This is a genomic window from Chloroflexota bacterium (genome assembly GCA_014360905.1).
Classification (GTDB): Bacteria; Chloroflexota; Anaerolineae; order UBA2200; family UBA2200; genus JACIWX01.
In genome coordinates this window covers 18814-42942 of the sequence record JACIWW010000007.1, presented here as the reverse complement: position 1 = coordinate 42942, position 24129 = coordinate 18814, and the positions used below count along the sequence as shown (strand labels likewise).

Annotated in this window: 19 protein-coding genes; 12 read left to right on the top strand and 7 right to left on the bottom strand. The window is 55.1% G+C overall.

Annotated features, from left to right (window positions below):
* The first annotated feature begins 33 nt into the window (after positions 1-33).
* Positions 34-1914, top strand: coding sequence for a DUF2207 domain-containing protein (locus H5T67_04735; GenBank protein ID MBC7244622.1), 1881 nt, complete (start codon positions 34-36; stop codon positions 1912-1914).
* 34 nt (positions 1915-1948) lie between these two features.
* Here the strand turns inward: H5T67_04735 and H5T67_04730 are convergent, their stop codons facing one another.
* From H5T67_04730 to H5T67_04700, 7 genes are all read right to left on the bottom strand, one after another.
* Positions 1949-2440, bottom strand: a complete 492-nt coding sequence (locus H5T67_04730; GenBank protein ID MBC7244621.1) for a TFIIB-type zinc ribbon-containing protein — start codon at positions 2438-2440, stop codon at positions 1949-1951.
* Positions 2441-2482: 42 nt separating this feature from the next.
* On the bottom strand, positions 2483-3646 hold the full coding sequence (locus tag H5T67_04725; GenBank protein ID MBC7244620.1) for a hypothetical protein: 1164 nt from the start codon (positions 3644-3646) through the stop codon (positions 2483-2485).
* 22 nt (positions 3647-3668) lie between these two features.
* On the bottom strand, positions 3669-5063 hold the full coding sequence (locus H5T67_04720; protein MBC7244619.1) for a radical SAM protein: 1395 nt from the start codon (positions 5061-5063) through the stop codon (positions 3669-3671).
* Positions 5064-5145: 82 nt separating this feature from the next.
* Positions 5146-6858 (bottom strand): DUF2207 domain-containing protein, encoded by a 1713-nt coding sequence (locus H5T67_04715; protein ID MBC7244618.1) that lies wholly within the window; start codon positions 6856-6858, stop codon positions 5146-5148.
* A 134-nt stretch (positions 6859-6992) separates the two neighbouring features.
* Positions 6993-8105: a glycosyltransferase family 4 protein gene (locus tag H5T67_04710; GenBank protein ID MBC7244617.1), complete on the bottom strand. Its 1113-nt coding sequence runs from the start codon at positions 8103-8105 to the stop codon at positions 6993-6995.
* A 74-nt stretch (positions 8106-8179) separates the two neighbouring features.
* Positions 8180-9139 (bottom strand): mevalonate kinase, encoded by a 960-nt coding sequence (gene mvk, locus H5T67_04705; GenBank protein ID MBC7244616.1) that lies wholly within the window; start codon positions 9137-9139, stop codon positions 8180-8182.
* Complete coding sequence (locus tag H5T67_04700) at positions 9136-10185, bottom strand: integron integrase (GenBank protein ID MBC7244615.1); 1050 nt, start codon at positions 10183-10185, stop codon at positions 9136-9138. The genes mvk and H5T67_04700 overlap by 4 nt, the downstream gene beginning before the upstream one ends.
* A 176-nt stretch (positions 10186-10361) precedes the next feature.
* On the opposite strand from H5T67_04700, the gene H5T67_04695 reads away from it, so the two are divergent.
* The 11 genes from H5T67_04695 (at position 10362) to H5T67_04645 (ending at position 23794) form a co-directional block, all read left to right on the top strand.
* Positions 10362-10817, top strand: a complete 456-nt coding sequence (locus H5T67_04695; GenBank protein ID MBC7244614.1) for a hypothetical protein — start codon at positions 10362-10364, stop codon at positions 10815-10817.
* Between the two features lie 5 nt (positions 10818-10822).
* On the top strand, positions 10823-11260 hold the full coding sequence (locus tag H5T67_04690; protein ID MBC7244613.1) for a DUF4190 domain-containing protein: 438 nt from the start codon (positions 10823-10825) through the stop codon (positions 11258-11260).
* Between the two features lie 146 nt (positions 11261-11406).
* Positions 11407-13326 (top strand): site-specific DNA-methyltransferase, encoded by a 1920-nt coding sequence (locus H5T67_04685; GenBank protein ID MBC7244612.1) that lies wholly within the window; start codon positions 11407-11409, stop codon positions 13324-13326.
* A gap of 72 nt (positions 13327-13398) precedes the next feature.
* Entirely contained in the window at positions 13399-13950 is a 552-nt protein-coding gene (locus H5T67_04680) for a transposase (GenBank protein MBC7244611.1), read from the top strand.
* 34 nt (positions 13951-13984) lie between these two features.
* The gene (locus tag H5T67_04675) at positions 13985-17410 is read left to right on the top strand and encodes a DEAD/DEAH box helicase family protein (GenBank protein MBC7244610.1); all 3426 of its coding nucleotides are present in this window, start codon (positions 13985-13987) and stop codon (positions 17408-17410) included.
* Between the two features lie 176 nt (positions 17411-17586).
* Positions 17587-18666 (top strand): hypothetical protein, encoded by a 1080-nt coding sequence (locus H5T67_04670; GenBank protein MBC7244609.1) that lies wholly within the window; start codon positions 17587-17589, stop codon positions 18664-18666.
* A gap of 85 nt (positions 18667-18751) precedes the next feature.
* Positions 18752-19609 (top strand): class I SAM-dependent methyltransferase, encoded by an 858-nt coding sequence (locus H5T67_04665; GenBank protein MBC7244608.1) that lies wholly within the window; start codon positions 18752-18754, stop codon positions 19607-19609.
* A gap of 175 nt (positions 19610-19784) precedes the next feature.
* Positions 19785-20663 (top strand): hypothetical protein, encoded by an 879-nt coding sequence (locus H5T67_04660; GenBank protein MBC7244607.1) that lies wholly within the window; start codon positions 19785-19787, stop codon positions 20661-20663.
* Between the two features lie 518 nt (positions 20664-21181).
* The gene (locus H5T67_04655) at positions 21182-22120 is read left to right on the top strand and encodes an energy-coupling factor ABC transporter permease (protein ID MBC7244606.1); all 939 of its coding nucleotides are present in this window, start codon (positions 21182-21184) and stop codon (positions 22118-22120) included.
* 128 nt (positions 22121-22248) lie between these two features.
* Positions 22249-22998, top strand: a complete 750-nt coding sequence (gene cbiQ / locus H5T67_04650; protein MBC7244605.1) for a cobalt ECF transporter T component CbiQ — start codon at positions 22249-22251, stop codon at positions 22996-22998.
* A gap of 4 nt (positions 22999-23002) precedes the next feature.
* On the top strand, positions 23003-23794 hold the full coding sequence (locus H5T67_04645; protein MBC7244604.1) for an ABC transporter ATP-binding protein: 792 nt from the start codon (positions 23003-23005) through the stop codon (positions 23792-23794).
* Positions 23795-24129 lie beyond the last annotated feature (335 nt).

Sequence of the window (24129 nt, the reverse complement as noted above, 5' to 3'; positions counted from 1 at the left end):
GCTATGGCTCTGCTAGCTCTAGAGGGAGCGAGAATGTCAACACAGAGATGGTTTGGTTGTTTCATTATTTTTGTCCTGCTCTTCACCGTTTGCTGCACCGCTGCGGCACAGAGCAAGCAATACTACTGGGACTTTATCAACGTGGATATCACCGTGCTGGAGAATTCAGACATCCGCGTGGTGGAGACCCAGAAGTTTGTCTTTACGAGCGGGAGCTTTCATTTTGCCTATCGCGATATCCCGATGAACCGCTTAGAAGCGGTAACAGAAGTGAGCGTGAGCGAAGAGGGGGTGCCATATCGCCTCGGCGAAGAGGCGCCAGGTACCTTCAATACCTCTCGACAAGATGGAGATTTTCGCATCACTTGGTATTACCCTTATACCAGCAACGCGACACGTACCTTCACCATCGCTTATACGGTCAAGGGTGGCTTGCGCTTTTATGACGGAGGCGATCAGCTCTGGTGGAAAGCCATTTTCCCTGACAGAGATTTTGTGGTGCGGTCTGCACGGATCACGGTGCATCTGCCGGCGGGCATCTCGCGCGAGGAGCTCAAGGTGGCCTCCTACGGCGCAAAGGCTGAGCACGAGATCCTGGATGGAAGCACGATCGTCTTCACTGCTCAAAACATCCAACCCGGCCAAGAAGTGGAGGTTCGCGTCCAGTTCCCTCACGGCATTGTCCAAGGACAGCCAGCTTCCTGGCAAATCGCGGAAGATCGCTTGACTGCCTACAATGAACGCTATCGCAGCCTTGTGAACCTTGTCTTTGCAGCGTTAGGGCTGTTGATCCCCATCGCTGGTTCTGTCGGACTGTATCTGTTATGGCATACGAGAGGACGCGATGTGCCCGTTGGTGTAGTCGCAGATTACTTGGCGGAACCCCCATCTGAACTGCCACCTGGCTTGGTTGGCGTGCTCATGGATGAAAAAGTGGATATGAAGGACATCGTTGCCACGATAGTGGATCTGGCCCGCCAAGGTGTGCTTAGCATCACGGAAGAGGAAGAGCCTGGCTTCCTGGGGATCGGCAAGCGTCGGGATTTTCTTTTCGAGTTGCTACGGGAGGATGCCAATCTGCGCTCTTATGAGCGCACCCTCCTCGAAGAGCTTTTCCGTGGTCGGAGACGGCAAGTGCGTCTTTCTGAGCTCAAGAACAAGTTCTATTCTGCCCTGCCCGAGATCAGGTCTCACATGTATGCGGAGGTGGTAAAGGAAAGGTTCTTCCATCGCAGTCCAGAGAAAACGCGCATTCTGTACGTGTTCCTGGGCGTGGTAGTGTTTACTGCTGGAATCCTGCTGGCAATCGCTGCGGGCTTGTTCCTGCACACTTATGTAGATACGGCATTCTGCCCCGGGGTTGGCCTCCTGTTTGTAGGCCCGCTTCTCATCATCCTAGGGCAGGTTATGCCACGAAAAACCGAGACGGGGTCGCTCGCTGCCGCCAGTTGGCGCGCCTTTCAGCGCTACCTGAAAGATATCGAAAAGTACACTGACCTCGAACAAGCAAAAGAGATCTTTGACCGGTATCTCCCCTATGCCATTGTCTTCGGCTTGGAACGAGAGTGGGTGAGCAAATTTGCCCAAGTGGATGCACCAGGGCCAACCTGGTACCACCCATACCGCCCTGTTATTATCCACAGAGATGGAAGGGCTGGGCAGCCCTCTAGTGTGGGACATGGGCTACCAGACATGGGCAAAAGTGGAACTGTGCCCTCTCTGCAAGGCGCTAGCGATAGCATGATGTCCTCTTTGCAGAGCATGAGCGATGGCCTCTTCAGCATGTTGAACTCTGCCTCCAGTACATTGGCTAGCGCACCGCGTAGCTCTGGCGGAGGTGGCTGGAGCGGCGGTGGTGGAGGAGGCGGCGGTGGAGGCGGTGGTGGCGGTGGAGGCGGTGGTGGTGCCGGCTAAAACCCTTGCCATAATGCTGATGTTGGGATGTTTTCTATTCCTTGACAATCTCTAAAACAGCCCCGCAGTTTGGACACTCGCGCAGGGCACTCTTTACCGCGAATTCGCTGCCGCAATAGGGACAGCGTTTGATCGCCTTCGCTGGCATGACGCCCTTGAAGAGATAGACGTCATGATCAGCACGTCGCTCGCGCTGGCATTCTCCACGCCCACGCAACTTTTCGAGCACGTTGAGTGCTAGATCCTTGGAAATGCGGAATTCTGCCTGTACCTGTGCGGCTGTGACCTCACCACCCAGGCGGCGGGCTAGATCTACAATGCCCGTGGCCAGAGCCTCCGGGCTGATCTCAGCCAGGCGGCGCAGAGTGAGAGCTCCCCAAACGAGCAACGCGCCGCCAAACAGCAGGAAAACGACTGCAACGAAGAAGCGGTTGGGATTTGTTGCCGCCGCGATGAGAAAGATCACCCCCAATACCAACAACGGGATGGAAACGATAATTGCCACAATGGCCAAAACCCTTTTCACTATTGTTCTCCCTTCTTCACCTGTTTGGTTAAAGTCAGTTCTTTAGCGCCATGTTTTAGTCGCTTGCGTCAACGCATTGCCCATGTCCTCGAACATCCTTTGTATCGCTGCCTCGGTAAAGTGTTTTTGCACTATATCCCGAATGCGGTAGCTGAATTCCAGAGGATGTGCACCAAGGTATTTCTCGTCCTTGACTTTGGACTGAAAATCGGGCCAGATAGCGTGAAATGAAATGACTGCGTCGGAAAGATTCAGGCGTAGCATGGGCAGCTTGTAGCGGCGTTGCTCTTCGTATACCATCGCCACGCTGCGGATGAAGCGATCCATGCCCTCTCCTAGCCCCTGCAACAATCCTAGGATCTCGGCTACGGAGGTCAAACCAGTTTCATAGTTGGCTTTGTTGCGGTTCAGCTCAACCAATGGTGCCAAACGATCTCGCCAGGTCTCGTCGTTGATGGACATCTCTCGCAGGTTGCTCAGCCAGTTCTGTGCTGCGTTCCGCCTGCTGTACTCCTCTAAGTGTGCGCTCAAATCATCCAGCCTGGCTTGGAGTTGGGCAATTTCTACGCTGAGAGCTTGCCATTTGCTCTGTAGTTCGGCTTGTCCCTCCTCCAGGTTTTTCTTTTCTGCCTGCCATTTCTCCCGCACCGTTCGTATCCCACGGTTTATGGCTTCCAGGTTCGTTGCCAATTGCCTCCGTTGCTTGAGCAAACGGCGACGCCTGAAATAGTTGGTCAACCAGCCAATGGGGAAACAGCCCAGGCGTTTGAGCTCTTTATCCAGGCGTTGGATTTCTCCCTCGATGAAGGCGCGGCGTGCTTTCAGTTCCTCCTCCTGCTGATTGAGTATGGGATTCTGTTCGCGCAGAAGGGCGATTTGCCTTTGTGCTTCCTTGATGAATTGGTCCGCTCTTTGCCGCTTGAGCGTGATGTCTTGCTCCAATGTAGTGATTTCTTTCAGAAGGGCTTCGCGTTCGACCTGCTCTTGCGCTGCGAGCTGTTGTGCGATCTCTGTCGGTAGGTTCTCGGCTTTTACCAAGAGCGGGGTGTACGCATCAATCAGCTTTTGTCGTCCTTGTAGTTGTCGGGCATGCAGATCGTTGAACTGGTACTGGATTTCTTCTAATTCGCGGTAGATGTCGGCGATGCGTTTGCGGTTGTCGCGTACATACGAATAAAAGTCGCTCAATGTCATCGTTGTTGCCATATTCTCTCCTTTGCCAGTTGCCTTACAGCCCTACTCCGCGTGCCTGTCCCCATAAGCGGCGCTTCACTTTCCAGATCAATGTGTCGAGCCAGGTGGCTCCCGGCGAGACGCCTGTCAGCTCGGCAAAACCACCATGAGCATCCCAATACAGCGGGCAAGCCCCACAGCAGATATGTCTGATTTCGCAGCGACGGCATGGGGGAGGCAGGAAATGCTTGCCGCGCCAATAACGTGCCTGTGCATTGTACCAAAGCTCAGCAAATGGCCGCTGCAACAGGTTGCCTATGCCCCGCTCGTAGCTGGAGCAGGGCAAAAGTTCCCCGTCGGGTGCTACGGATAAAAGCCCGTCCACACAGGCACAAGATTTGGAACCCAAGCCGTGCATAACCGGATTGAAAAGGCAATATGGAGTGGGTGAATACCAGACCAGTTTCACGCCCTTTTCTTTGGCTCGCTGCTGAACTTGTTCGATGATGGGCCCCACCTCAGTATAGGTAATGTCCTCTTCATGGTGGTGTAAAGCGGTACCGGTGCTGATGACCACATTCATCGAGAAGTAGTCGGAATGCAATTCATCTGCAATATAGTCAACGAGCTCGAGGAGGTGGTCGCGATTGTTCTTGCAGATAGTCGTATTGGTGTGAGTGTGAATGCCCGCAGCACGCAGCACATGCACGGCGCGCGTGGTCCTGGCAAATGCGCCAGGATGACGCACAATGGCTTCGTGGATTTCCGGCCGAGGGCCCTCCAGACTCACCTGGGCTGAATCCAAACCTGCCTCTTTTAACACGTTGACGTATTCGGCATCTGCGCAGCGCAGTCCGTTGGTGATCAGGTTGACGCGCATCCCTTTGCTTTTGGCATAGGCGATGAGTTCGGGCAGGTCTTCGCGCAACGTTGGTTCGCCACCGGTGAAGGAGACGGTAGGGCAGTGTGCTTCGTCAAAGATGCGGTCAATCACTTTCTTGACTTGAGCGGTGTTCATCTCTGGGACCTGCTGTCCGCGCGCCGGGGACTCGGCATAGCAGAAAAGGCATTTGTTCTGACAGCGGTAGGTCAGAGCGATCTCCGACAGCACAGGTAGTTCCCGTTTGCGTGTGCCAAAGGGTATTTCCCTGACTGCTGGCGCACCGCAGACGTCATCGCGCAGTAGAGCCGCGACGCTTACAAGCAGCTTGTACAGGTCGCCTCGCACGCGCTCTTCATCCACCCCGTATTCCGCTGCCACCTCTCTGATCACTGTGTCCACGTCCGGCACTTCGCCGTTGCGATACAGCCGCGAAAGCAGAGCCACGGCGGTCTTGTTTAGGTGGTGTATGCGATTTGGACGCAGAATGAACAATCCGTCCTCAGGGCGGATGTAGATATAGTCTCTGGTCTGTGTTACTAATTCATTGGCAAAGGCTTGCAGGTCCAAGTCTGGAGGTCCTTTAGTCCGTTAAATCGGCTAGTTGTTTCTTTTGACTACCATAACTACTTGACTAATCGGCTAACTGGCTCTAGAAGCGTCCTACGCAAGCACTGTGACAAGCACTATGACAGGCGCTATGACAGACGCAGGCACTGTGACAGGCACTGTGACAGGCGTCGTGGACGCAGGCACTATGACAGGCATCATGCACGCAGGCGCTATGGCAAGCACTGTGACAGGCACTGTGGCAGGCATCATAGCCAGGCACAGTGGATGGCTCGCGGCCCGTCAGGCGCGCTACACCGGCTTCGAGTCCAGCGGCCATTTGAGAGACGGTCGTCTCGATGCTGCGGCTCACATCGCGGGCCAGGCTCTCAATAGGTGTTACTGCTTCTTCGGCAGCGCGAATCAAGGGCGATGGCTCTCTGGTTCCGGCAGGTTCCGTAGCCGCACTGGGACGGTAGCGGTCGCTAATGATAATCCAAGGGATATGCGGCTGTCGCCAGACATCCGGTACTGATGACACAGGACGTGGTGCCCGCTCGAATTCCTCCCAGGCCGAGCGGATTTTCTTTTCATAGGTTTCTTTCGTGGCTTGTGGATCGGCGTTCCATATCTTGGGCTGCAAAGTGGTTGCAACTGCGTTCAGGATTGCAGGTATTTTGGCCTGGTCAATCGTGCCATCTTCCTGAATGGCATCTACCAAAGCCTGTTCATAGGCATTCAATTGTGCTTTCGGGTTGGTGACCTCCAACTGAAGAGGGTTGCGATTGATGATGGTCAAAACACCACGGTTGGCCAAGGAGAGCACAATCAGCGTAATCGTGCGTGCCGAGTTGCCCAGGTAGAAGGCAGCCTCGATGGCATTCAAATCAGGCACCACCCCCGGCGTTTCGAAGGTCTCTAACTCGATTTCGGGTGGTTCGTAAACGGATTTCTTCTTGCGGCGGCGCAGGATGAAGGCAACAACTAGCGCCACGGCAAGGATCGTGCCTAGCCCCACGCAGAAGATCAAAGCCAGCGCGGCGGCTGTCCAGCCAACTGCCGTCGGTGTGGGATGGAGGGGAATCTCTGTTTCGCGCGTTACGGGAATAACAGAGGCACGCAGATAGAAAGGAGGCTGCATCTTGCCTCGGGCGGGCACATTTCTCTGCTCTACGTAAATCGAGAGCCAGTTCTTGCCAGAGGATGTATCAGGCGTGGGGAAATATACCCAGCGGTTGAAAGCAGTCAGATTGCCCACCTTCACGCCAGCGCGATTGACCAGTTCATCCGTAACCTGTTCTGGTTCTGTTATGTCTATGGGCAATTCGATGGGGAGGACAAAGGTAGCTGCCAGTACTTGAATAGGCAATTGCCACTGCCCCGAAGCCCAGCCAATGGCGCGGTACTCTTCACCATCTATCATCGTGGAGTCAAAAACAGAGCGGTCCACGCTGTAACGTATGGTAATGGTGTATTGGCCATTGCGTTTGGTGCTTTGGGAAAACACAGCCGAGTAGACATCTGACTTGCCGGTGGGCAGCAAAGAGACTCGAAAGCGGCCATCTGGCCCCGTGCCATACGCTTCAATCAGGGTGTGTGGCGATTCCAGTGGGGGAAGTTCGCTGATGCGGTCGCGTCCGCTCTCGTGCTCGGTAAAGGTTAGTTCATATTTCACCCGCAGCCGGCCGTCCTGTAGGACCGTAATGTAGTACTCCGATTTGTTCAGAGTAACTGGGTCCTGAGCATGGCTTGCTGTGGGACATGATGCGAACAGGACCAGCAGCACCAACAAAATAAGCCATCTTTTCCTCGCCATCTCTTCTCTCCTCTGCGTGAGTATACTATATCCTGATTGTGCTTCCAAACAGTAGTAGGCACGAAAATAAAGTGTAAAGCGTAAAACGGAAGAGGTGAATGGTTTCGAGTTGCTTTGACACAAAGGGCCACATGCTAAGGCAATCGCCCAACGCCTTCCAGAACTTGCAGCGTCTGCTGGGCACATTTTTCCCACGGGAATTGACATACCTGATGTAGCCCTCTCTGGGCTAGCCGATGGTGGAGATCATCATCATCCAGGATTTGCCCCAGTGCTTGTGCAAGTTCCGCAGTATCGTGGGGATTCACCAGAATGGCCGCATCTCCGGCTACTTCCGGCAGGGATGAGATGTTCGAGCAGACTACCGGCGTGCCGCAGGCCATTGCTTCCAAGATAGGTAACCCAAAGCCCTCGTAGAAGCTTGGCAGGACGAACACACGCGCCCCGCTGAGCAAGACCGGCAAGTCTTCTTGCGGCACATAGCCAGTAAAGTGAATCCATTCTTCCAGCCCTAACTGCCGAACGTGGGCGAAGAGAGGCTCGTATAACCATCCCTTCTTTCCGGCGATGACCAGATGGATTTCCTTGCCCTGCTTCACCAAGACTGCGAAGGCGTCGAGCAACCCCATCAGATTCTTGCGTGGCTGCAATGTCCCGACATATAGGACGTATGTAGAGGGGATCCCATAACGCTCGCGCACCGAGGCCAGTCGGGCGGGATCGCGCACAGGAGCAAAGTCAGGGTTGTATCCGGGATAAATGACGGTTATCTTCTCAGGCGGGGCTTGACAATGATGGAGCAGGTCTCGTTTGGTTGCCTTTGAGTCTGCGATAATGTGCGCTGCAGCCCTGGCATTATAGGCCGTGGACCACCGCAGGTACCACCTCGCCCATAGTGTGTACGCCTGCGGGTAGTAGAGATAGCCTAGATCGTGCACGGTTACCACGCTACGGCGCGGGTGCACCAGCGGAAGCACATGCGCTGGGATGAAGAGCACATCCGGTGCGCGCGTTGCCATTTCCCAGGAAAGCCGAACATGCGTCCACAACCTGGGGAAGGGCATCGCCTTGGCCTCTATGTTCTCCGCGGTTGGGAAAAGCGCAGAGTCAGGTGGTTGGTTGAAGTATAGGCGATAGCGGTTCTTCTGATCCAGCGTGAGCAGGGCACGGATGAGGAACAGGGAATAGTTCTCGGTGCCTGTCCTCTCTGCAGAGACAGCGCGACTGGCGTCAATGCCGATCAACATGCATAGCTCCTTCCCCCATGATCAAACGGTTAGCAACTATAACCCAAGAGGGTAATATGGTCAATTTCGCAAGTCTAGGGGATGGTACTGCTGGGCTTGACCTCACTGACGATAACATTCACCGCACCCGCCTCACGAACGGCTGCAGCCACGGGCTTTGCCTCTTTGCGGTGAACCAGGGCGATCATGTTCCCTCCACGTCCTGCACCGCACAGTTTGGCGCCAAGCGCTCCCGTTTGGCGTGCAGCATGGATGAGTGTCTCTAGCTCCGGCGAAGAAACGCCAATAGCCCGCAACAGTTCCTGGTTCTCGTTCATCAAATTGCCTAATGTCTCCACTTCGCCGCTTTCGATCGCCCCCCTGGCTTGCATAGCAACGGCTCCAATACGGTCGAACAGAGCTTCGTAGCGGTCGGGCTCTGCCTGCCAGGCACGACGCACATCGCTCACGACCTCCTTGGTGGAACCGCGAATGCCCGTGTCGCCGATGACCAGCCAGAAGGGGCGCTTCACCTGCACGATCTCAATAGGTCGCCCCTTGATGAAATAGACCGGCCGCTCGAAGGCGATGACCGTGTTGTCTATGCCGCTGGGTGTGCCGTGGTGGATGACCTCGGTCTGGTACACCAGTTCGGACACTTCCTGTGGGGAGAGGGGCTTTCCCAAGTGCTGTGCCAGAGCGCGGACGATGGCCGTGGCAACGGCAGCGCCACTGCCCATGCCGCGGGCGATGGGCACTGTGGAAGAGACCGTCAAGGTGAGGTCTGGGGTATGTGCTATTCCCAAGCGCAGCAGGGTATGCTGCACGGTGGCTTCGAGGTGATAAGCGGGATGCTCGGCAGAAATGGGACTGCCAATGCGGTGCTGTAAGCGCAGATCAATGGCATGAATGCAGAACCCCTCGCCCTTGCTTGCATCCTCCACAGTGGCGCAAGCACGCACCTGCGTCACCGGCACAGCGATCGCTGGTCGGCCATACACGACGGCATGCTCGCCAAACAGGATTACTTTGCCCGGAGCACAAGCGGTGGTCAAGGCGTTCTCTCCCCTATCTTTGGATCATCTTCTATCAAATCCAGCGGGCTGCGCATAGCCATGCCGCCGCGTTGTAGGACGTGGGTGTAGATCATGGTCGTGCGCACATCCTTGTGGCCGAGAAGTTCCTGGACGGTGCGGATGTCATAGCCGTTTTGGAGGAGGTGAGTGGCAAAGGAGTGGCGGAAAGTATGAGGCCCGACTGGTTTGATGATGCCAGCCTGGCGAGCTGCCTCTCGAACTGCCTTTTGTAAGCCGCTCTCGTCCAGGTGATGGCGACGCACGAGGCCACTGTGGGGGTCCACGGATAGGCGTGCTGAGGGAAAAACGTATTGCCAGCCCCACTCGCGCTCCGCATTGGGGTATTTGCGTGCCAGGGCGTTGGGCAGGTAGACAGCACCGTAGCCTTTGGCCAAGTCTTGCTCATACAAGCGTTTTACGTACTGCAGGTGTTCCTGTAATGAGATGATAAGGCTAGCGGGCAACATCGTCACTCTATCTTCGGCTCCCTTGCCATCCCGCACGATGATGGTGCGGTGGTCAAAGTCCAGGTCCTTAACGCGCAGACGCAGGCATTCCATCAGGCGTAGACCAGAGCCATAGAGCAGTTTGGCCATCAATTGGTGGGGGCCGGACAGGTGGCTGATGACCCAGCGCACCTCATCTTTGGTGAGGACAGTGGGTAAGCGTTTGGGCTTTTTCGCACGTAAAGCATCAATAGGGCCTAGGTCCTTATGGAGCACCTCTTGGTATAGGAACAGCAACGCACTAAGGGCCTGATTCTGAGTAGAGGCGGCGACGTTTTCCTTCACGGCTAGATGAGTGAGAAAGGCTTCAACTTCCGAAGCGCCCATTTCTTTCGGGTGACGTTTGACGTTCGCTGGGCTCAGACCAGGGTTGTAGAAGAGGATAAAACGCTTAATCCAGAGCAAGTAGGCCTGTTCTGTGCGGTAAGAATAGTGCTTGCGACGCAGTGCCTCTCGTACGCGGTCTAAGAGTTTCGGAGAGGATGAAGCTTGGGCTGGCTTTGGCGATAAATTTGACATTTCTGGTCCCTTGGAATAAAATAAAAAGTAGTTTCTATTGTAGCCTGCAATTCCGCAAAAGTCAACATTTAAGATGGATATACGGAATCCGCATATCTCTCCAATATGGGGCAAATTGCGGAATCCGTATAATCAATAGTTGGGCGGCAGACAACCCAAGATCAGGAGTTGAATCTATGAGCGGCCAAGTCCAACGATTGAATTCGGGCAATATATTCGTAGTTATTTCAAGTATAGTAACCGCAATTGGCTTTATGTTGCCGTGGGAAACGACCTACTACTACGGCGGCTTTGGGATTAGAAGTACTGGATATGCTATCGCATCAGGGGGTTTGTCGAAACAATATGCCCATCTACATTGGGCTTACTATATACCCATAGCAATGGCTTTAGTATGCGGGATATTATCTTTGGTGTTCATCAACAGACATTCACCTTTGTCCATTCTTGTAGTGCAACTCCTCTTGACAGTCGCCGGTCTACTACCATTTGTTCTGTTCTTTATCGAGATTAAGTGGCTGAACCAGTGGCGCATTACCTACACAGAACCTCGTTTCGGCCTCTGGATAAGCGTCATTGGATTAATCGGCATCTTGTTTGGTCTATGGAAGACAAAAGAAAGTGGAGGTTAGAAAAGATGAAACCGTGTCCTAATTGCCAAACAGAAAACTTGGACGTAGCTTGGAAATGCAAATCATGCGGAGCAGAATTACCTTCTTCTCAGGAGAATGATTTTGGAAATCCATATGGATTAGCCAAAACAAGCTTGATATTCGGGTGTCTGGCAGCTCTCATTGTCCCAACCATACTCGGTTCTCTGTTGAATTCACTAATGGCTACTTATGTAAGTATGGTCTCCTTCGGGATAGTCGCAGTTGTGACTGGAGTGAAAGCCCTCTCCAGAATCAAAAAGAGACAAGAGAAGAAGGGACAAGGAATGGCAATCGCAGGAATTGTGCTAGGAGGACTATTCTCGATTTTGGCGGTTTGTAGTTTCGCCGGCATAGTCCTTGGGCCTATGCTCCAAGAACAGTTTAATGAAATACAGAGGAGTTTGGGCACGCCTGCTCCATAATTATACAAAGATGACCTTGTCTGCCGCCCAACACGCGCTTGCACCTGACGCCGCTCCGCTGCGCTGCGCGGCGCAGGTGAAGCGCAAGCCGTTCGGCGGCCTGTTGACTCCCGACCCATCACATCAGCCTCAAGGAGTGCGAGAAGATGACCGACTGGGGACCCCAAAACCCACACCCGCTTTCCCGTATGAAGACCGAACTGGTCTGGGAGGGCAAATACGACGAGTACGGCAACCGCCGCCCGGTGCGCCTGCCCGCTTCTCCGCTGCCCCTGCAGCGCATCGAGACCATTGACCAGCCCCGCGACGCCCGCAAAGCCCAGGCGCGCCAGTTGGGCCTGCCCTTTGATGACGCAGAGTTTCGCCGCAGCGCCCACCGCGACGACTGGCGCAACATGCTCATCTGGGGCGATAACAAGCTGGTGATGGCCGCTCTGCTGGAAGAGTTCCGCGGCAAGATTGACCTCATCTACATTGATCCGCCCTTCGACGTGGGCGCCGACTTTACCATGCAGGTGCAGATCGGCGAAGAGGGCGAGGCGCTGCAGAAGGAGCAGTCCATCCTGGAGGCGGTGGCCTACCGCGACACCTGGGGCAAGGGGACCGACTCCTACCTGCACATGATGTACGAGCGGCTGGTCCTGATGCGCGACCTGCTCAGCGAGAACGGGAACATTTTTGTTCATGTTGACTACAGAGTTAATAGCCTTGTTCGGCTAGTGCTAGAAGAAATTTTCGGCGATCAACTGCTCAACGAAATCATATGGTTCTACAACAGCGGGCCGAGAGCGCAGAACGGTTTTGGGAAACGGCACGATACGATTTTTCGATATGGCAAGAATGCTGATATGGCATTTATGGAGACCGAAGTCGAGGATGCACGAGAGCCATACAGCCCAGATATCAACATTCCGGCGAGCAAAGCTCACTACTACCATCCTATGGGGAAAGTCAAGGGCGACGTTTGGAGAATAAACATCCCTGGACAAAACGACAAGACAGAACGAACCGGATTCAACACGCAGAAACCAGAGGCGTTGCTTAAACAAGTCATAGGCGTTTGTTCCGGGGAAGGTGGACTAGTAGCAGACTTCTTCTGCGGCAGCGGCACCACCCTCGCCGTCGCCGAGAAGCTCGGCCGGCGCTGGATCGGCGTGGACCTGGGACGCTACGCCATCCATACCACCCGCAAGCGGCTCATTCAAGTCCAGCGCGAACTGCACGAGCAGGGCAAGCCCTACCGCTCCTTTGACGTCTATAACCTGGGGCGTTACGAGCGTCAGTGGTGGCAGATGGACCGCCTCAAGGGCGCCGATGGCGAGCACCGCCGCATCGTGCTGCAATTCTACAAGGCCGCCCCCTTTCTCCCCTCTCCCATCGGGAGAGGGGCCGGGGGTGAGGGCAAGGCACAACCGCCTCATCCGCTCCTGCACGGCAAGAAGGGCGCGGCCTACGTCCACGTGGATCAAATAGACAGCATCTTCTCCCACGAGGAACTGCGCGCCGTGGCCGAGGCGGTGCGCAGCGTCGGCGGGCGCGAGGTGCACTGCCTGGCCTGGGAGTTCGAGATGGAACTGAGCCGCAAGAAGGAGGCGCTGGAGGCCGAGACCGGCGTCAGCATCCGCCTGAAGTACATCCCCCGCGAGATCATGGAGCCCAACCGCACCGAGGTGCAGTTCTTCGAGGCCGGCGCGCTGGAAGCCCGGGTCATATGGACTGCTGAAGCAAGGCTTCAGCAGTCCAAAAAGTCCAAAGTGGACGTGGAACTGCTGCGCTTTACCCCCGCCCTGGCCGAGGCGCCCGAGGCCGAACTAGCCGCCCTGCGCGAGCGGGCGATCCGCTCGCCGTTCGACTTCATTGACTTTTGGGCGGTGGACTTTGACTATGCCCCCGACAAGCCCTTTGAACACCACTGGCAGGACTTTCGCACGCGCAAAGACCGCTCGCTCAAGACGCGCACCGACATCGGGTGGCACTATGAAACACCCGGCAAGCATCAAATTGCGGTCAAGGTGATTGACGTCTTTGGCGTGGATACGACCATTGTGCTGGATGTGGAGGTTTAAGATTGAAGCCATTTGGAATGCGGAAGTTTGACTTCCGCAGTCCAAAAAGCCCAAAAAGTTCAGGAGATGGGCATGACAGACTCCATTCAAATCGGTACCTGGCCACATGGGCCGCTGCACCTCTTTGTGCCCAACGCTCTCTACATCGTCACCGCCTCAACCCTCCACAAACAGCGCATCTTTGACACTGCCGCCAAGCTCGTCCTGCTCCAGAACACCCTGTTCGAGGTCATGCTGGCCCACGGGTGGGAACTCGAAGCCTGGGCATTGTTTGTCAATCACTACCATTTCATTGCCCGTGCCCCTGAGGATGGGACGTCGCTCAAACGGCTGATTCAACGCTTGCACTCCCAATCGGCGCGTCTGGTGAATGAATTAGACCGCACTCCAGGCCGGCGGGTCTGGTTTCAGTATTGGGATACCTGTCTGACGTATGAAAAGAGCTATGATGCGCGTTTGAACTATGTCCACAACAACCCGGTTAAACATGGCCTGGTTCCGGTTGCCGAGCAATATCCTTTCTGCTCCGCAGCCTGGTTCAAGGCCCATGCATCGGATGACTTTCGCAAGAAGCTGACGGCTGTTCCTTATGATCGGGTAAACGTTCCAGATGTGGATTGCTGAAGCGAGGCTTCAGCAATCCAAAGGAGGTGTAGCCATGCCCTTCGAGATCACCCAGCAGAACGCATCGGCCCTGGAGCCGCTCTTCAAGCCGTGGGAAGAGCCGACGCTGCACCGCCTGCCCAACCCAACGCCGGGCGAGCCGGCGATCATCGCGCCCGGGCGACGGCCCAGCAAGGTGCCCCTCGTGCGCGCCATTCGCGCCGAGGTGGACGCCTGGCGGCGCGGCGGCTATGCCGGCGTCAGCGACACCTCGCGGGCGCTGCTCCAGCACTGGTTCAATAACGAACATCTGGTCAAGACGGATGCGGGAGACGTGGTTCCCTTCCGCTATCACTGGGCACAGCGGGAGGCCATCGAGACCTTCATCTACCTGTACGAACTGCGCCGCGTGCGCAACGTGGCCGAACTGCTGTTCGAGTTTGGCGACAATCAACTGGCTGACCTGGCTCTGGGCATCCCGCCGGAGCAAGACTGCTGGGCAAAGTACTGCGCCAAGATCGCCACCGGCGCCGGCAAGACCAAGATCATGAGCCTGGCCATCGTGTGGAGCTACTTCCACAGCCTCTACGAACCGGACTCCGACCTGGCGCGCCACTTTGTGGTCATCGCGCCCAACCTGACCGTCTATGAGCGCCTGAAAGATGATTTCGAGAACTGCGCCATCTTCTATCAGGACCCGCTCATCCCCGACGAGTGGCGCAGCGACTTTCAGATGCAGGTGGTGCTGCAAGACGAACCGGGCGGCGCGACGACGACCGGCGCCATCTACCTGACCAACATCCACCGCCTCTACCCCAGCCGCGACAACGGGGGCGACGCGCCGCGTGAGATAGGGGCGGACGCGATCTTTGGTCCGCCGGTGGTACGCGGCCGGGCGCTGGACACTGGCGAAAGCCTACGCCAGCGCATAACCTCCCATTCGCGTCTGATGGCGCTCAACGACGAAGCCCATCACCTGCATGACCCCGATCTCGCCTGGAACCGCGCCATCGAAGCGCTGCACGAGGAAAGCCTGAAGCGCGGCAATCGGGGCTTGTGCGCGCAACTGGACTTTACCGCCACGCCCAAGCACAACGACGGATCGCTCTTTCGCCATATCGTCGTGGATTTTCCCCTGGGCGAGGCCGTAGACGCAGGCATCGTCAAGGTGCCGGTGCTGGGCGAGTCGGATGAACTGGTGGTGCGCGGCGACAAAAAAACGCCCGCCCACGAGCGCTATCACATGCATCTGCAACTGGGCTATGAGCGCTATCTCAAGACCTACGACGAATTGCACAAGGTGCGCAAGCCGATCTTGTTCGTGATGACAGAAGATGCCGCTGCGGCGAACGAAATCGCCGATTATCTGGACAGCAACGCCTTTCCATTGCTCAAGGGGCGTGTGTTGAACATTCACACCCGGCTCAGGGGGCGGGTCAAGACGGTCTTGCGCGGGGGTCGAACGTTCAAGGAGTTCGTGGAAAACGAAACGGCCATGAAGCCGGACGACCTGCGTGCACTGCGTGAGATGTCCCGTGAACTGGACAGCCCCGATAGCAAATTTCGCTGTGTGGTCTCGGTGATGATGTTGCGCGAGGGTTGGGACGTGCGCAACGTGACCACCATCGTACCGCTGCGCCCCTACTCGGCCAAATCAGGCATCCTGCCGGAACAAACCCTGGGGCGCGGCCTGCGCCGCATGTTCCCGCTCGGTGATACGCCGGAGCTGGTCACCGTGATTGAGCATCCGGCTTTCCGCAAACTCTACGAAGACGAACTAACCCAGGAAGGGTTGGACATCGCCGTCCTGCCCGTGCGCGAGGTATTCAAACAAACTGTCACGATCTTTGTGGATCACGAGCACAAAGACGTGGAGGCGCTGGAGATCGAGATTCCGCTGGTTTCCGACGCCATCGAAACCACGCAGGAACTGCAGGGGTTGACCTTCGAAGAGGTGCGCGACGCCTTTCTGGCCGGGTTCAAGCCGCTGCCAATCGGCCAGAAAAGGGAAGGGCCGATTGAGTACAAAGAGCGGCACCTGTTCACCGATGAGATTGTGGCAACCATGCGGCTGGATGCCGGCCTGTTGAATAACGCCTGGTCGGCCCCGGCTTACTTTGCGCAGATGTTGGGCCGCACCTGCCGCGTCTCCAACCCTCATCAGGCGCTCGCGCCGTTGGTGGAGCGTTTTCTTGCCGAGGTACTGTTTGAACGTCCGGTTGACCTCTATAGCGGGGAAGTGGATCACCGCATGCGCGACCTGGACGTGATGGAGCACATCCGCGCCACATTCACGCCACTGATTCTGCAAAAGACGGTGCGCAAGCAGAAACGCCAGCGCGTCAGCCGCGGACAACGCCTTTCCACCTGGAAGCCTTATCAGGCCACCAGCCACGACAAACGTCCCGCTTTGCCTGCCCAGCGCACCATGTTCAACCTCGTGCCCTGCGACAACGATTTTGAGCAGGGATTTACCGACTTTCTCGAAACGGCGCAGGACGTGGCCGCCTTTGCCAAGAATGCCGGACCGCAGAAATTGATGATTGACTATCTCAGGCCGGATGGGCAGCGTGCGCTCTATGTCCCTGACTTTTTCGTGCGTACCCAAGATGGCGATCATTACCTGGTGGAACTCAAAGGCCGCCAGGACGAGATGGTCCCACTCAAGGCCAGTGCCGCCGTTGAATGGTGCAAGGTCGCTTCCGGCAAGCAGACGCGCTGGCACTATCTCTATGTGCCGTATCACCTTTTCCAGCAGGAGGCAGCCACGACCATCGCTGAATTGGCCCGCGCCTGCGAGCCATCGCTCAAGACTTTGCTGAACGAGTGGGAAACGCGGCAACTTGCTTTGCCCCTGGAAGAAGCCACCGCCCAGTCTCAGGCTGAAACGTTGTTCGAGCGGGTGTTGCGGGAAGCCGGCATCACGCACCCGCCCGTCGAGGTTGAGAGCGTGATGCGTCAGGCCGTGTTACTGCTCGATCATGCCATTCGCTCGCGCCAGCCTACTTTTGCCCACGCCTTCCAGCCCCTGCTCGGTCCATTGGAAGAATATGCCCTACGTGTCTTGGCAAAATACCTGAAGCCCGTTATCCCGCCAGACAAAGAGGCGTCCATCGCCTTCTTCAATCCCAGCCTGGAGCATCTGCCCCAACGCGAGCGGGCACTGTTGGAGAAGAATCAGCGTTATCTGCGTGACAATCTGGTCTTCGGGCGCTCGATCCAGCGTTTGGGGACGTTCCTCTTTTGCCTGGAGTACGCCCGCCAGGGTAGAGATGACGTTCATGGGATATGGGAAGAAGTCAGGCGGCGGTTCTCAGCAGCGCGGTTCGGTGCACTTTGTGAACTCTTGTCACAAGTCAACGAATTCCGCAACACGCGCGTCGCCCATGTTGAAGCTCCGCTTACCGACGAGCAAGAGGCATGGGATGCCATGCGCGCATGGCTGGCGTGCTTGAACATAGTGGCTGGGAACATTGAGTAAAAATGTGCACAAGGTCAGGCCGCCGAACAAGCGCTTCCACCTGACGCCGCTCCGCTGCGCTCCGCGGCGCAGGTGAAGCGCAAGCCGTTAGCGCGGACGCGCAGCGTCCGCACTAACGGCGCGCCCAATCGGCTTGAACAAATGGATGAAATCAGCAGTTCATTAGGAGGTACAACGTGAAACCGATCAACAATGATCTACTAAGAAGCCTTTTGCCCCGCTTCCGTAGTTTCCTTCAAACAGAGGGTGAGCAGTGGCAGAAAGAGCGGCAGGATAAGGATGCGTTCTTCGCTCGCTACTTCTCGGAGCAGCAGATTGACAGTCTTGATGAAGGTGTATTGCGCGAGTTGATCCATGCTCTCTGGGCTTTTAACGGCTGGACAAACAAGGACTGGCTTCTCCAAGAGATGCTTCGTTCCGGATTGCCGGCAATTCGCACTGCGTTCAAGCAACTCCTGTATGGAACGGATCCTCTTCCAGAGCGATTTGACAAAGTCAAGAAGAGCGTTCGCATGATGGGAGCGGCCTGTATTTCAGAGATTCTGGCACATCATGACCATACACAGTATCCTATTTGGAACAGCAGGAGCAGGCAGGGATTGATAACCCTTGGAGTTGATAAATCACGACTGCCGAAATCAGCGCAGATTAGCGGGGCGCAGTACGCGTCTTACTGCAAGTTGGTCCAAGATGTGCGCGGCCAAGTCGCGAGGGTAGATCCAGAGTTTGACGACTTGTTCAAATTGTACTTTTTATTGTATTACATCTCCCTTGAGGAGACACGCCCAGAAATCTCGATGGGGGCACCAATAGTGTCGCCCGTAGAGACCGAAGACTTTGAGCATGACGTCGTGGTGGCTCAAGTCATTGAACTGGGGGATGGCCTCGGGTTTGACGTGCAGCGAGAGTTTAGCGTTATGCCAGGATGCCGCATTGACGCAATTTGGAGAAGCCGCGTGGCGAATCTAGGCACTATTTCCTATGCTTTTGAGGTACATAGGAAGGGGAGTCGTGATTCTGTCATCTTGAACCTACAACGAATCAGGCGTGATCCAACCATTCAGAAAGTGGTCATAGTCTCATCGAAGGGCGAACTGGATCAATTCAGGCGTGAGATAGCATCATTGGATGAAGGTTTCCGGAACGCTGTGAGATATTTCGAGGTTCGAGATCTCCAACGAGCATTGAGTCAGGTACAAGGTCTAAAAGAGATTCTCAACACCTTGGGACTGTTAACCACAAGCGCTTCCACCTGACGCCGCTCCGCTGCGCTCCGCGGGGCGGCTAAGCCGCAAACCGTTGGACGGCTGATGCAAAAAATCTAGATGACAAGAAGCCAGGATGATTCATGAAGCGGAGTTCACCCAAGAACAAGGTATCTTTGTCCCACACCGACGCCCTCATCATCGAGATGATGAGTATGACGAGCAGATATTCGCAGTGCTCATCCAGATGCAGCGTGAGCACTTTTGGTACTATGGACGTCACAAACTGTTGCTGAACGTATTGAAGAAGGAGATTTCCCAACAATTTGGTGCCGCAAACAATCTGCGTGCGATTGATATAGGAGGAGGATGTGGTGGGTGGCTCGAATACCTACGCGCTCATGCCCCGGGCATGTTTCAAAAACTCGCCCTAGGCGATAGCTCCATGCGCGCCTTATCTCTGGCTGAAGCAGTAGTCGGCTCTTTCGCAACACGTTATCAGATCGATCTGCTTGACATCCCCTGGGTTGAAGAATGGGATGTGGTCTTCCTTCTCGACGTTCTCGAACATATCCCAGATCATGTGGAAGCTCTCCGACAAATAAGGAAAAGCATGCGGCCAGGAGGATTGCTTTTCGTGACAACGCCAGCATTAGAGGCATTCTGGACATATAACGACGAACTGGCACAGCACCAAAGACGCTACTGCCGGCAAGACTTTCGAGCATTGGCTGAGCATACCGGTCTTGAACTTCTGCGGACAGACTATTTCATGTTCTTTCTTAGCCCAGCCCTATTATTGAGCCGACTCCTGTTCCGTCCTCCTATATTGGCCACGCCTGAACAGCGCCGAGAGCATCTGGCGCGAACTCACCGCATCCCTGCACCACCGATAAACAGGCTGCTCGCGAAGGTTTTTTCAATTGAGGCATCTATGGTGAATACTGTCCGCTTCCCATGGGGCACCTCAATTCTCGCGGTGTTCAAACGATGAGTGGGGCCACGCGAAAAGACTGCTGAACAAGATATTGCAGCGGGTGTACCTGTCAGGGCTTGATGGATGTCGATTTTTGTTTGCATTCGATCCGGTGATTGTTAGGCACATCGCTTCAGTTGCCGCGCTGATGATCTCGTGGTCGTTAGCTCGGATATCATAAGGAGAATGAAAAATGCAAAAAGAGACCTTTAGGGAGTTCATTCGCTTCACCATCAAAGTTGTCCTTGTGCATTGCTTCACCTATTTCGTGTTTGGGCTGATCATGTCCAATTTGTTGAACTACGCAAAGCTCTTCCAACAGGAGGTGATACGGGATTTCATGCTCCCGTTTGGTTCACGCAGTCTGCTAGGGGTTTTATTCCAACCAGTGAGGGGCCTGTTGTTTGCAGTTGCTTTGTGGCCAATACGACGCCTCATCTTGGAAAGGAAACATGGGTGGCTCAGCCTATGGTTGATCTTTGTTGTCTTTGCGATTCTATCAACAACAAGCGCGGCACCGAGTTCCATAGAAGGTATCTTATATACTAAGTTGCCTCTCTGGTATCACTTGATTGGTTTGCCGGAAATCATGCTGCAAACCCTGGCCTTTTCGTATCTGCTGGTCTTGTGGGATAAACGGCAATCCATGGTGCCCCAAGATACACGGAAAGAAAGCAAAGGACTGATCTCCGAATTGTTCAAGGCCGTTGTCATCAGTTGCTTTGCCTACATCGGTTATGCCATCGGTTCACTTGCGCTTTTCTTTCTTTCGGATACTGATATCGACTTCAATACAGCGGCAGGCGACATCAAGAACCAACTCATGTTTGTGGTGGCTTTTGTCTTCAATGTAGTATATACTTTCTACATCTCAAAGAAGTGGTTGAAAAACGAAATTCCATTGTGGGCAATTGGAGGACTTGCCTGGGCTCTGGATAGCTTGGTACTGTTCGTTTACCAATGGATATTCTACGGCTCATCTTCATTGATTACCGCAATGCTGATTGGGTTTCTCCCAGCAGTGATCATTACATTGGGCATACGCCAAAATTACAAGAAATTCCCGGTATGACAGGTACTAGCATATATGTAGTGCTAATCCCACAGCAGACATCATTACTGCTTACGTGACGGGGCGAGCAACCGTATACGAATGGAAATGCAATAATGGGAAACCAGAAATTATCCGGCAAGTATGCCACGTTGATCCACAGGGCTATCTGGCTGACTTCTGGTATGAACTGAGTCCCAAGAAGTAGAAACCTCAGGCGACATCGCCCCAACCGACAAAGAGACGGCGTGCATAGTTTTCCTCATCTGTGGGCTGTTCTCCCTATGCCACCTACAACTGTCCACTTACACCGCGCTGTCGCGCATCTAGTCAGCAGATCGACGCGTTCTGGGCTGATCTGTTGGCGCAGGCGCACCTCTGATTTGACAGCCCCGCTGTTATGTGTTATTATTTGCATCTGTAAATCTTTGCAAAAGGAGGCTATAATGCTCACATCTCATTTGTATCAGCCGTTGGCTTCTGTGTCAGCCAAGGCAGTTATTGGCACAGATGGATTTTCCACAGCGGGGGCAATCCCGATGCATATCCCGGATGGTTTCCTTTCTACGCCAGTAGCGCTGCTCATGTGGGTCGTAGCCATCGTCGGTGTGGCTTATGCACTGTGGCGGGTGAATCGCGAGCTGGATGAGCGCCAGGTGCCTCTGATGGGAGTACTGGCTGCGGCTATCTTTGCTGGTCAGATGCTGAACTTTAGCGTCACGGGCGGGACATCAGGCCACCTCGTGGGCGCTGCTCTGGCGGCGATTGTGCTCGGGCCGTGGGCTGCTATCTTGGTCATGACCTGCGTAGTGGGCACACAGGCTTTGCTCTTTCAAGATGGTGGGTTGCTTGCTCTAGGCGCCAATATCGTCAATATGGGTCTAGTGGGAGTAGCGGTAGGCTATGCCATTTACTGGACTGTGCGCAGATTGGCTGGCGATAGGAGTTGGGGTCTATTCGCAGGTGGCTTTGTTGCCGGCTGGCTGTCTATTGTGATTGCAGCGTTGCTATGTGCTTTGCAACTAGCCATATCTGGCACTTCGCCGGCCAATGTGGCCGTGCCGGCCATGGGCGGGATTCACATGCTCATCGGCGTCGGTGAAGGCCTGATCACCGCTGGGGCCTTGGCTTTTCTCTATGCGGCGCGCCGTGATTTGCTTTTGGCTGGGAAAGCGCATTTGCCTAGTGGAAAAGGGGTGTGGATTGTCGGATTGGCGATAGCGATCGTGCTAGCGGTTCTTTCCCCCTTGGCCTCGACCCATCCCGATGGCCTGGAGTGGGTTGCTGAGCAGCAAGGTTTTATCGAAGCTGCGCGGGAAGCGCCTTACGAACTTATCCCTGACTATGTGTTTCCTGGGATCTCGAATGAAGCGGTCGCTACGATTGTAGCTGGCATTGTTGGTTCACTCATCGTGTTTGCTATCACCTATCTAGTTGCGGCAGGACGCCGCCGGCGCGAGTCGTTGCGCGCGCAGTAGTGGGTTCGTTCGCTGCGGAGAGCGACGCTCTGCGCCTCTCCGCAGCGAGGGATGTTTCTCTATCCTGAGCCCTAGTTTGTGCCATGCACATCAGCCCTCTTGACGCCTATCGTTTTGGTGATAGTTTTTTGCACCTGCTCGATGCGCGGGTGAAGCTAAGCCTTGTCCTGGCTTTTGTCCTGTCCGTTTCGCTCATGCCAATAGGTGCTTGGCCGGCGTACGTGCTCCTTTTTGCCCTCGTTTTATCCGCTTCAGCAACTTCCGAATTAGGTCTTACTTTTACTCTGAAACGCTCGCTTCTTGCACTGCCCTTTCTGTTGGCAGCGTTGCCCCTTTTGGTAACTACCAAGGGCTCCATACTTGTGCATGTGCCTCTGGGCAGTTGGTTCCTTTCCATCACGGTTTCTGGTCTGGAACGGTTTCTAAGCATTGCGCTCAAATCCTGGCTTGCAGTGCAGATGGCAGTGCTGCTCACTGCTACGACGCCTTTGCCCGATATACTGGTGGCCATGCGTGCTTTAGGTGTTCCCCGTTTGCTTGTGGCTATCCTTGGCTTGATGTGGCGTTATTTGTTTGTCCTGGCGGATGAGGCTCTGCGTATGATGCGTGCCCGCGATGCGCGCAGTGCTTCTATGTCGGGGAGGAGCGGCAGCACGATAGCATGGCGAGCGCGGGTTACTGGAGGGATGGTTGGCTCCTTGTTCTTGCGCGGCTATGAGCGCAGTGAGCGCATCTATCATGCCATGCTGGCGCGCGGATACGACGGTACCATCCGCTCTCTGTCACTGAAGCCACTTTCCTCCGTCGAACGCCTGACCTTAGGCATAGGGTTGGGAATCCTAACAGGGCTGGTATTAATGGCTCACTTTTTGAGGTAGGATGATGCGTACAGAGCGCAAACTATTGCAGAACGTGATCGCCCCGCACCGTTTGGAACAGGGTGACAAAACCCTTTCTTCATCTGCCCGTCCCGTGCTTGAGGTCCGGCATCTTAGCTTTGCGTATCCCGATGGCCACGCTGTGTTGCACGATGTGAACTTGTGCCTATGGCAAGGGGAACGAGTCGCCATAGTGGGACCCAATGGGGCGGGCAAATCCACGTTGATGCTGCACTTTAACGGCATTCTGAAGGGCAAGGGCACCGTACGCGTGGATGGGATGGAGGTGGCTGAACCCAATCTCAAGAAAGTGCGCGCTCTTGTGGGGATGGTGTTTCAGAACCCAGATGACCAGTTGTTTTCGCCCACCGTCTTTGATGATGTGGCCTATGGACCAATCTACATGGGCTTGTCAAAAGATGAGGTCCAGCAACGCGTAACGCGGGCTCTGCAGCAAGTTCACATGGAAGGCTATGCTTCCCGTGTTTCGCATCACTTGAGCATGGGGGAGAAAAAGCGCATCGCGCTCGCTACCGTACTGGCTATGAACCCCAGTATCCTCGTTCTAGATGAACCATCCGCTGACTTGGACCCCCGTGCACGTCGCACGCTGATCAGGCTACTGAAAGAATTGCCCCAGACCCTTGTCATTAGCAGCCATGATCTGCGCCTGGTCAAGGAGCTTTGCTCACGTACCATTATCCTGGATGAAGGGCGCATTGTCGCTGATGGCCCGACGCTGGAACTCCTCGCGAACGAAGCGCTTCTCTATGCACATGGCCTCGAGCCGGTATAGAGATTGCCTCAGCGCGACAACTTCCGCAGGCGATTGAGAAGGTGTCGCAGGAAGGAGATTCCCTCCTCTTGGAAACCGCGCCAACTGTAGTGCACCTCCACGAATGCCTGGATTAATCCAACCGGATCATCATCTAGGTGACAAAAAGACCATCACCGATGGATGTAACGGCTTTCGTATAAGCGGTTTCTTTGGTTGTTGCCAGGGGTTAAGAGTGGAAGAAGGCGCCGAAGGAACGACAGAATTTGCAGCCGTCCAGCCATTCGCATGTTTTGACACCGCTCCAATATATACTATAATGGCTTTCTGGTTTGCCAAAAATATCACGCTGAGGA

Excerpts from the sequence above, each read along its gene's own strand:
- H5T67_04735 (MBC7244622.1), top strand. The coding sequence starts at position 34 with ATGTCAACACAGAGATGGTTTGGTTGTTTCATTATTTTTGTCCTGCTC.
- H5T67_04725 (MBC7244620.1), bottom strand. The coding sequence starts at position 3,646 with ATGGCAACAACGATGACATTGAGCGACTTTTATTCGTATGTACGCGAC.
- H5T67_04715 (MBC7244618.1), bottom strand. The coding sequence starts at position 6,858 with ATGGCGAGGAAAAGATGGCTTATTTTGTTGGTGCTGCTGGTCCTGTTC.
- H5T67_04710 (MBC7244617.1), bottom strand. The coding sequence starts at position 8,105 with ATGTTGATCGGCATTGACGCCAGTCGCGCTGTCTCTGCAGAGAGGACA.
- H5T67_04700 (MBC7244615.1), bottom strand. The coding sequence starts at position 10,185 with ATGTCAAATTTATCGCCAAAGCCAGCCCAAGCTTCATCCTCTCCGAAA.
- H5T67_04695 (MBC7244614.1), top strand. The coding sequence starts at position 10,362 with ATGAGCGGCCAAGTCCAACGATTGAATTCGGGCAATATATTCGTAGTT.
- H5T67_04690 (MBC7244613.1), top strand. The coding sequence starts at position 10,823 with ATGAAACCGTGTCCTAATTGCCAAACAGAAAACTTGGACGTAGCTTGG.
- H5T67_04685 (MBC7244612.1), top strand. The coding sequence starts at position 11,407 with ATGACCGACTGGGGACCCCAAAACCCACACCCGCTTTCCCGTATGAAG.
- H5T67_04680 (MBC7244611.1), top strand. The coding sequence starts at position 13,399 with ATGACAGACTCCATTCAAATCGGTACCTGGCCACATGGGCCGCTGCAC.
- H5T67_04675 (MBC7244610.1), top strand. The coding sequence starts at position 13,985 with ATGCCCTTCGAGATCACCCAGCAGAACGCATCGGCCCTGGAGCCGCTC.
- H5T67_04665 (MBC7244608.1), top strand. The coding sequence starts at position 18,752 with ATGATTCATGAAGCGGAGTTCACCCAAGAACAAGGTATCTTTGTCCCA.
- H5T67_04660 (MBC7244607.1), top strand. The coding sequence starts at position 19,785 with ATGCAAAAAGAGACCTTTAGGGAGTTCATTCGCTTCACCATCAAAGTT.
- H5T67_04655 (MBC7244606.1), top strand. The coding sequence starts at position 21,182 with ATGCATATCCCGGATGGTTTCCTTTCTACGCCAGTAGCGCTGCTCATG.
- H5T67_04645 (MBC7244604.1), top strand. The coding sequence starts at position 23,003 with ATGCGTACAGAGCGCAAACTATTGCAGAACGTGATCGCCCCGCACCGT.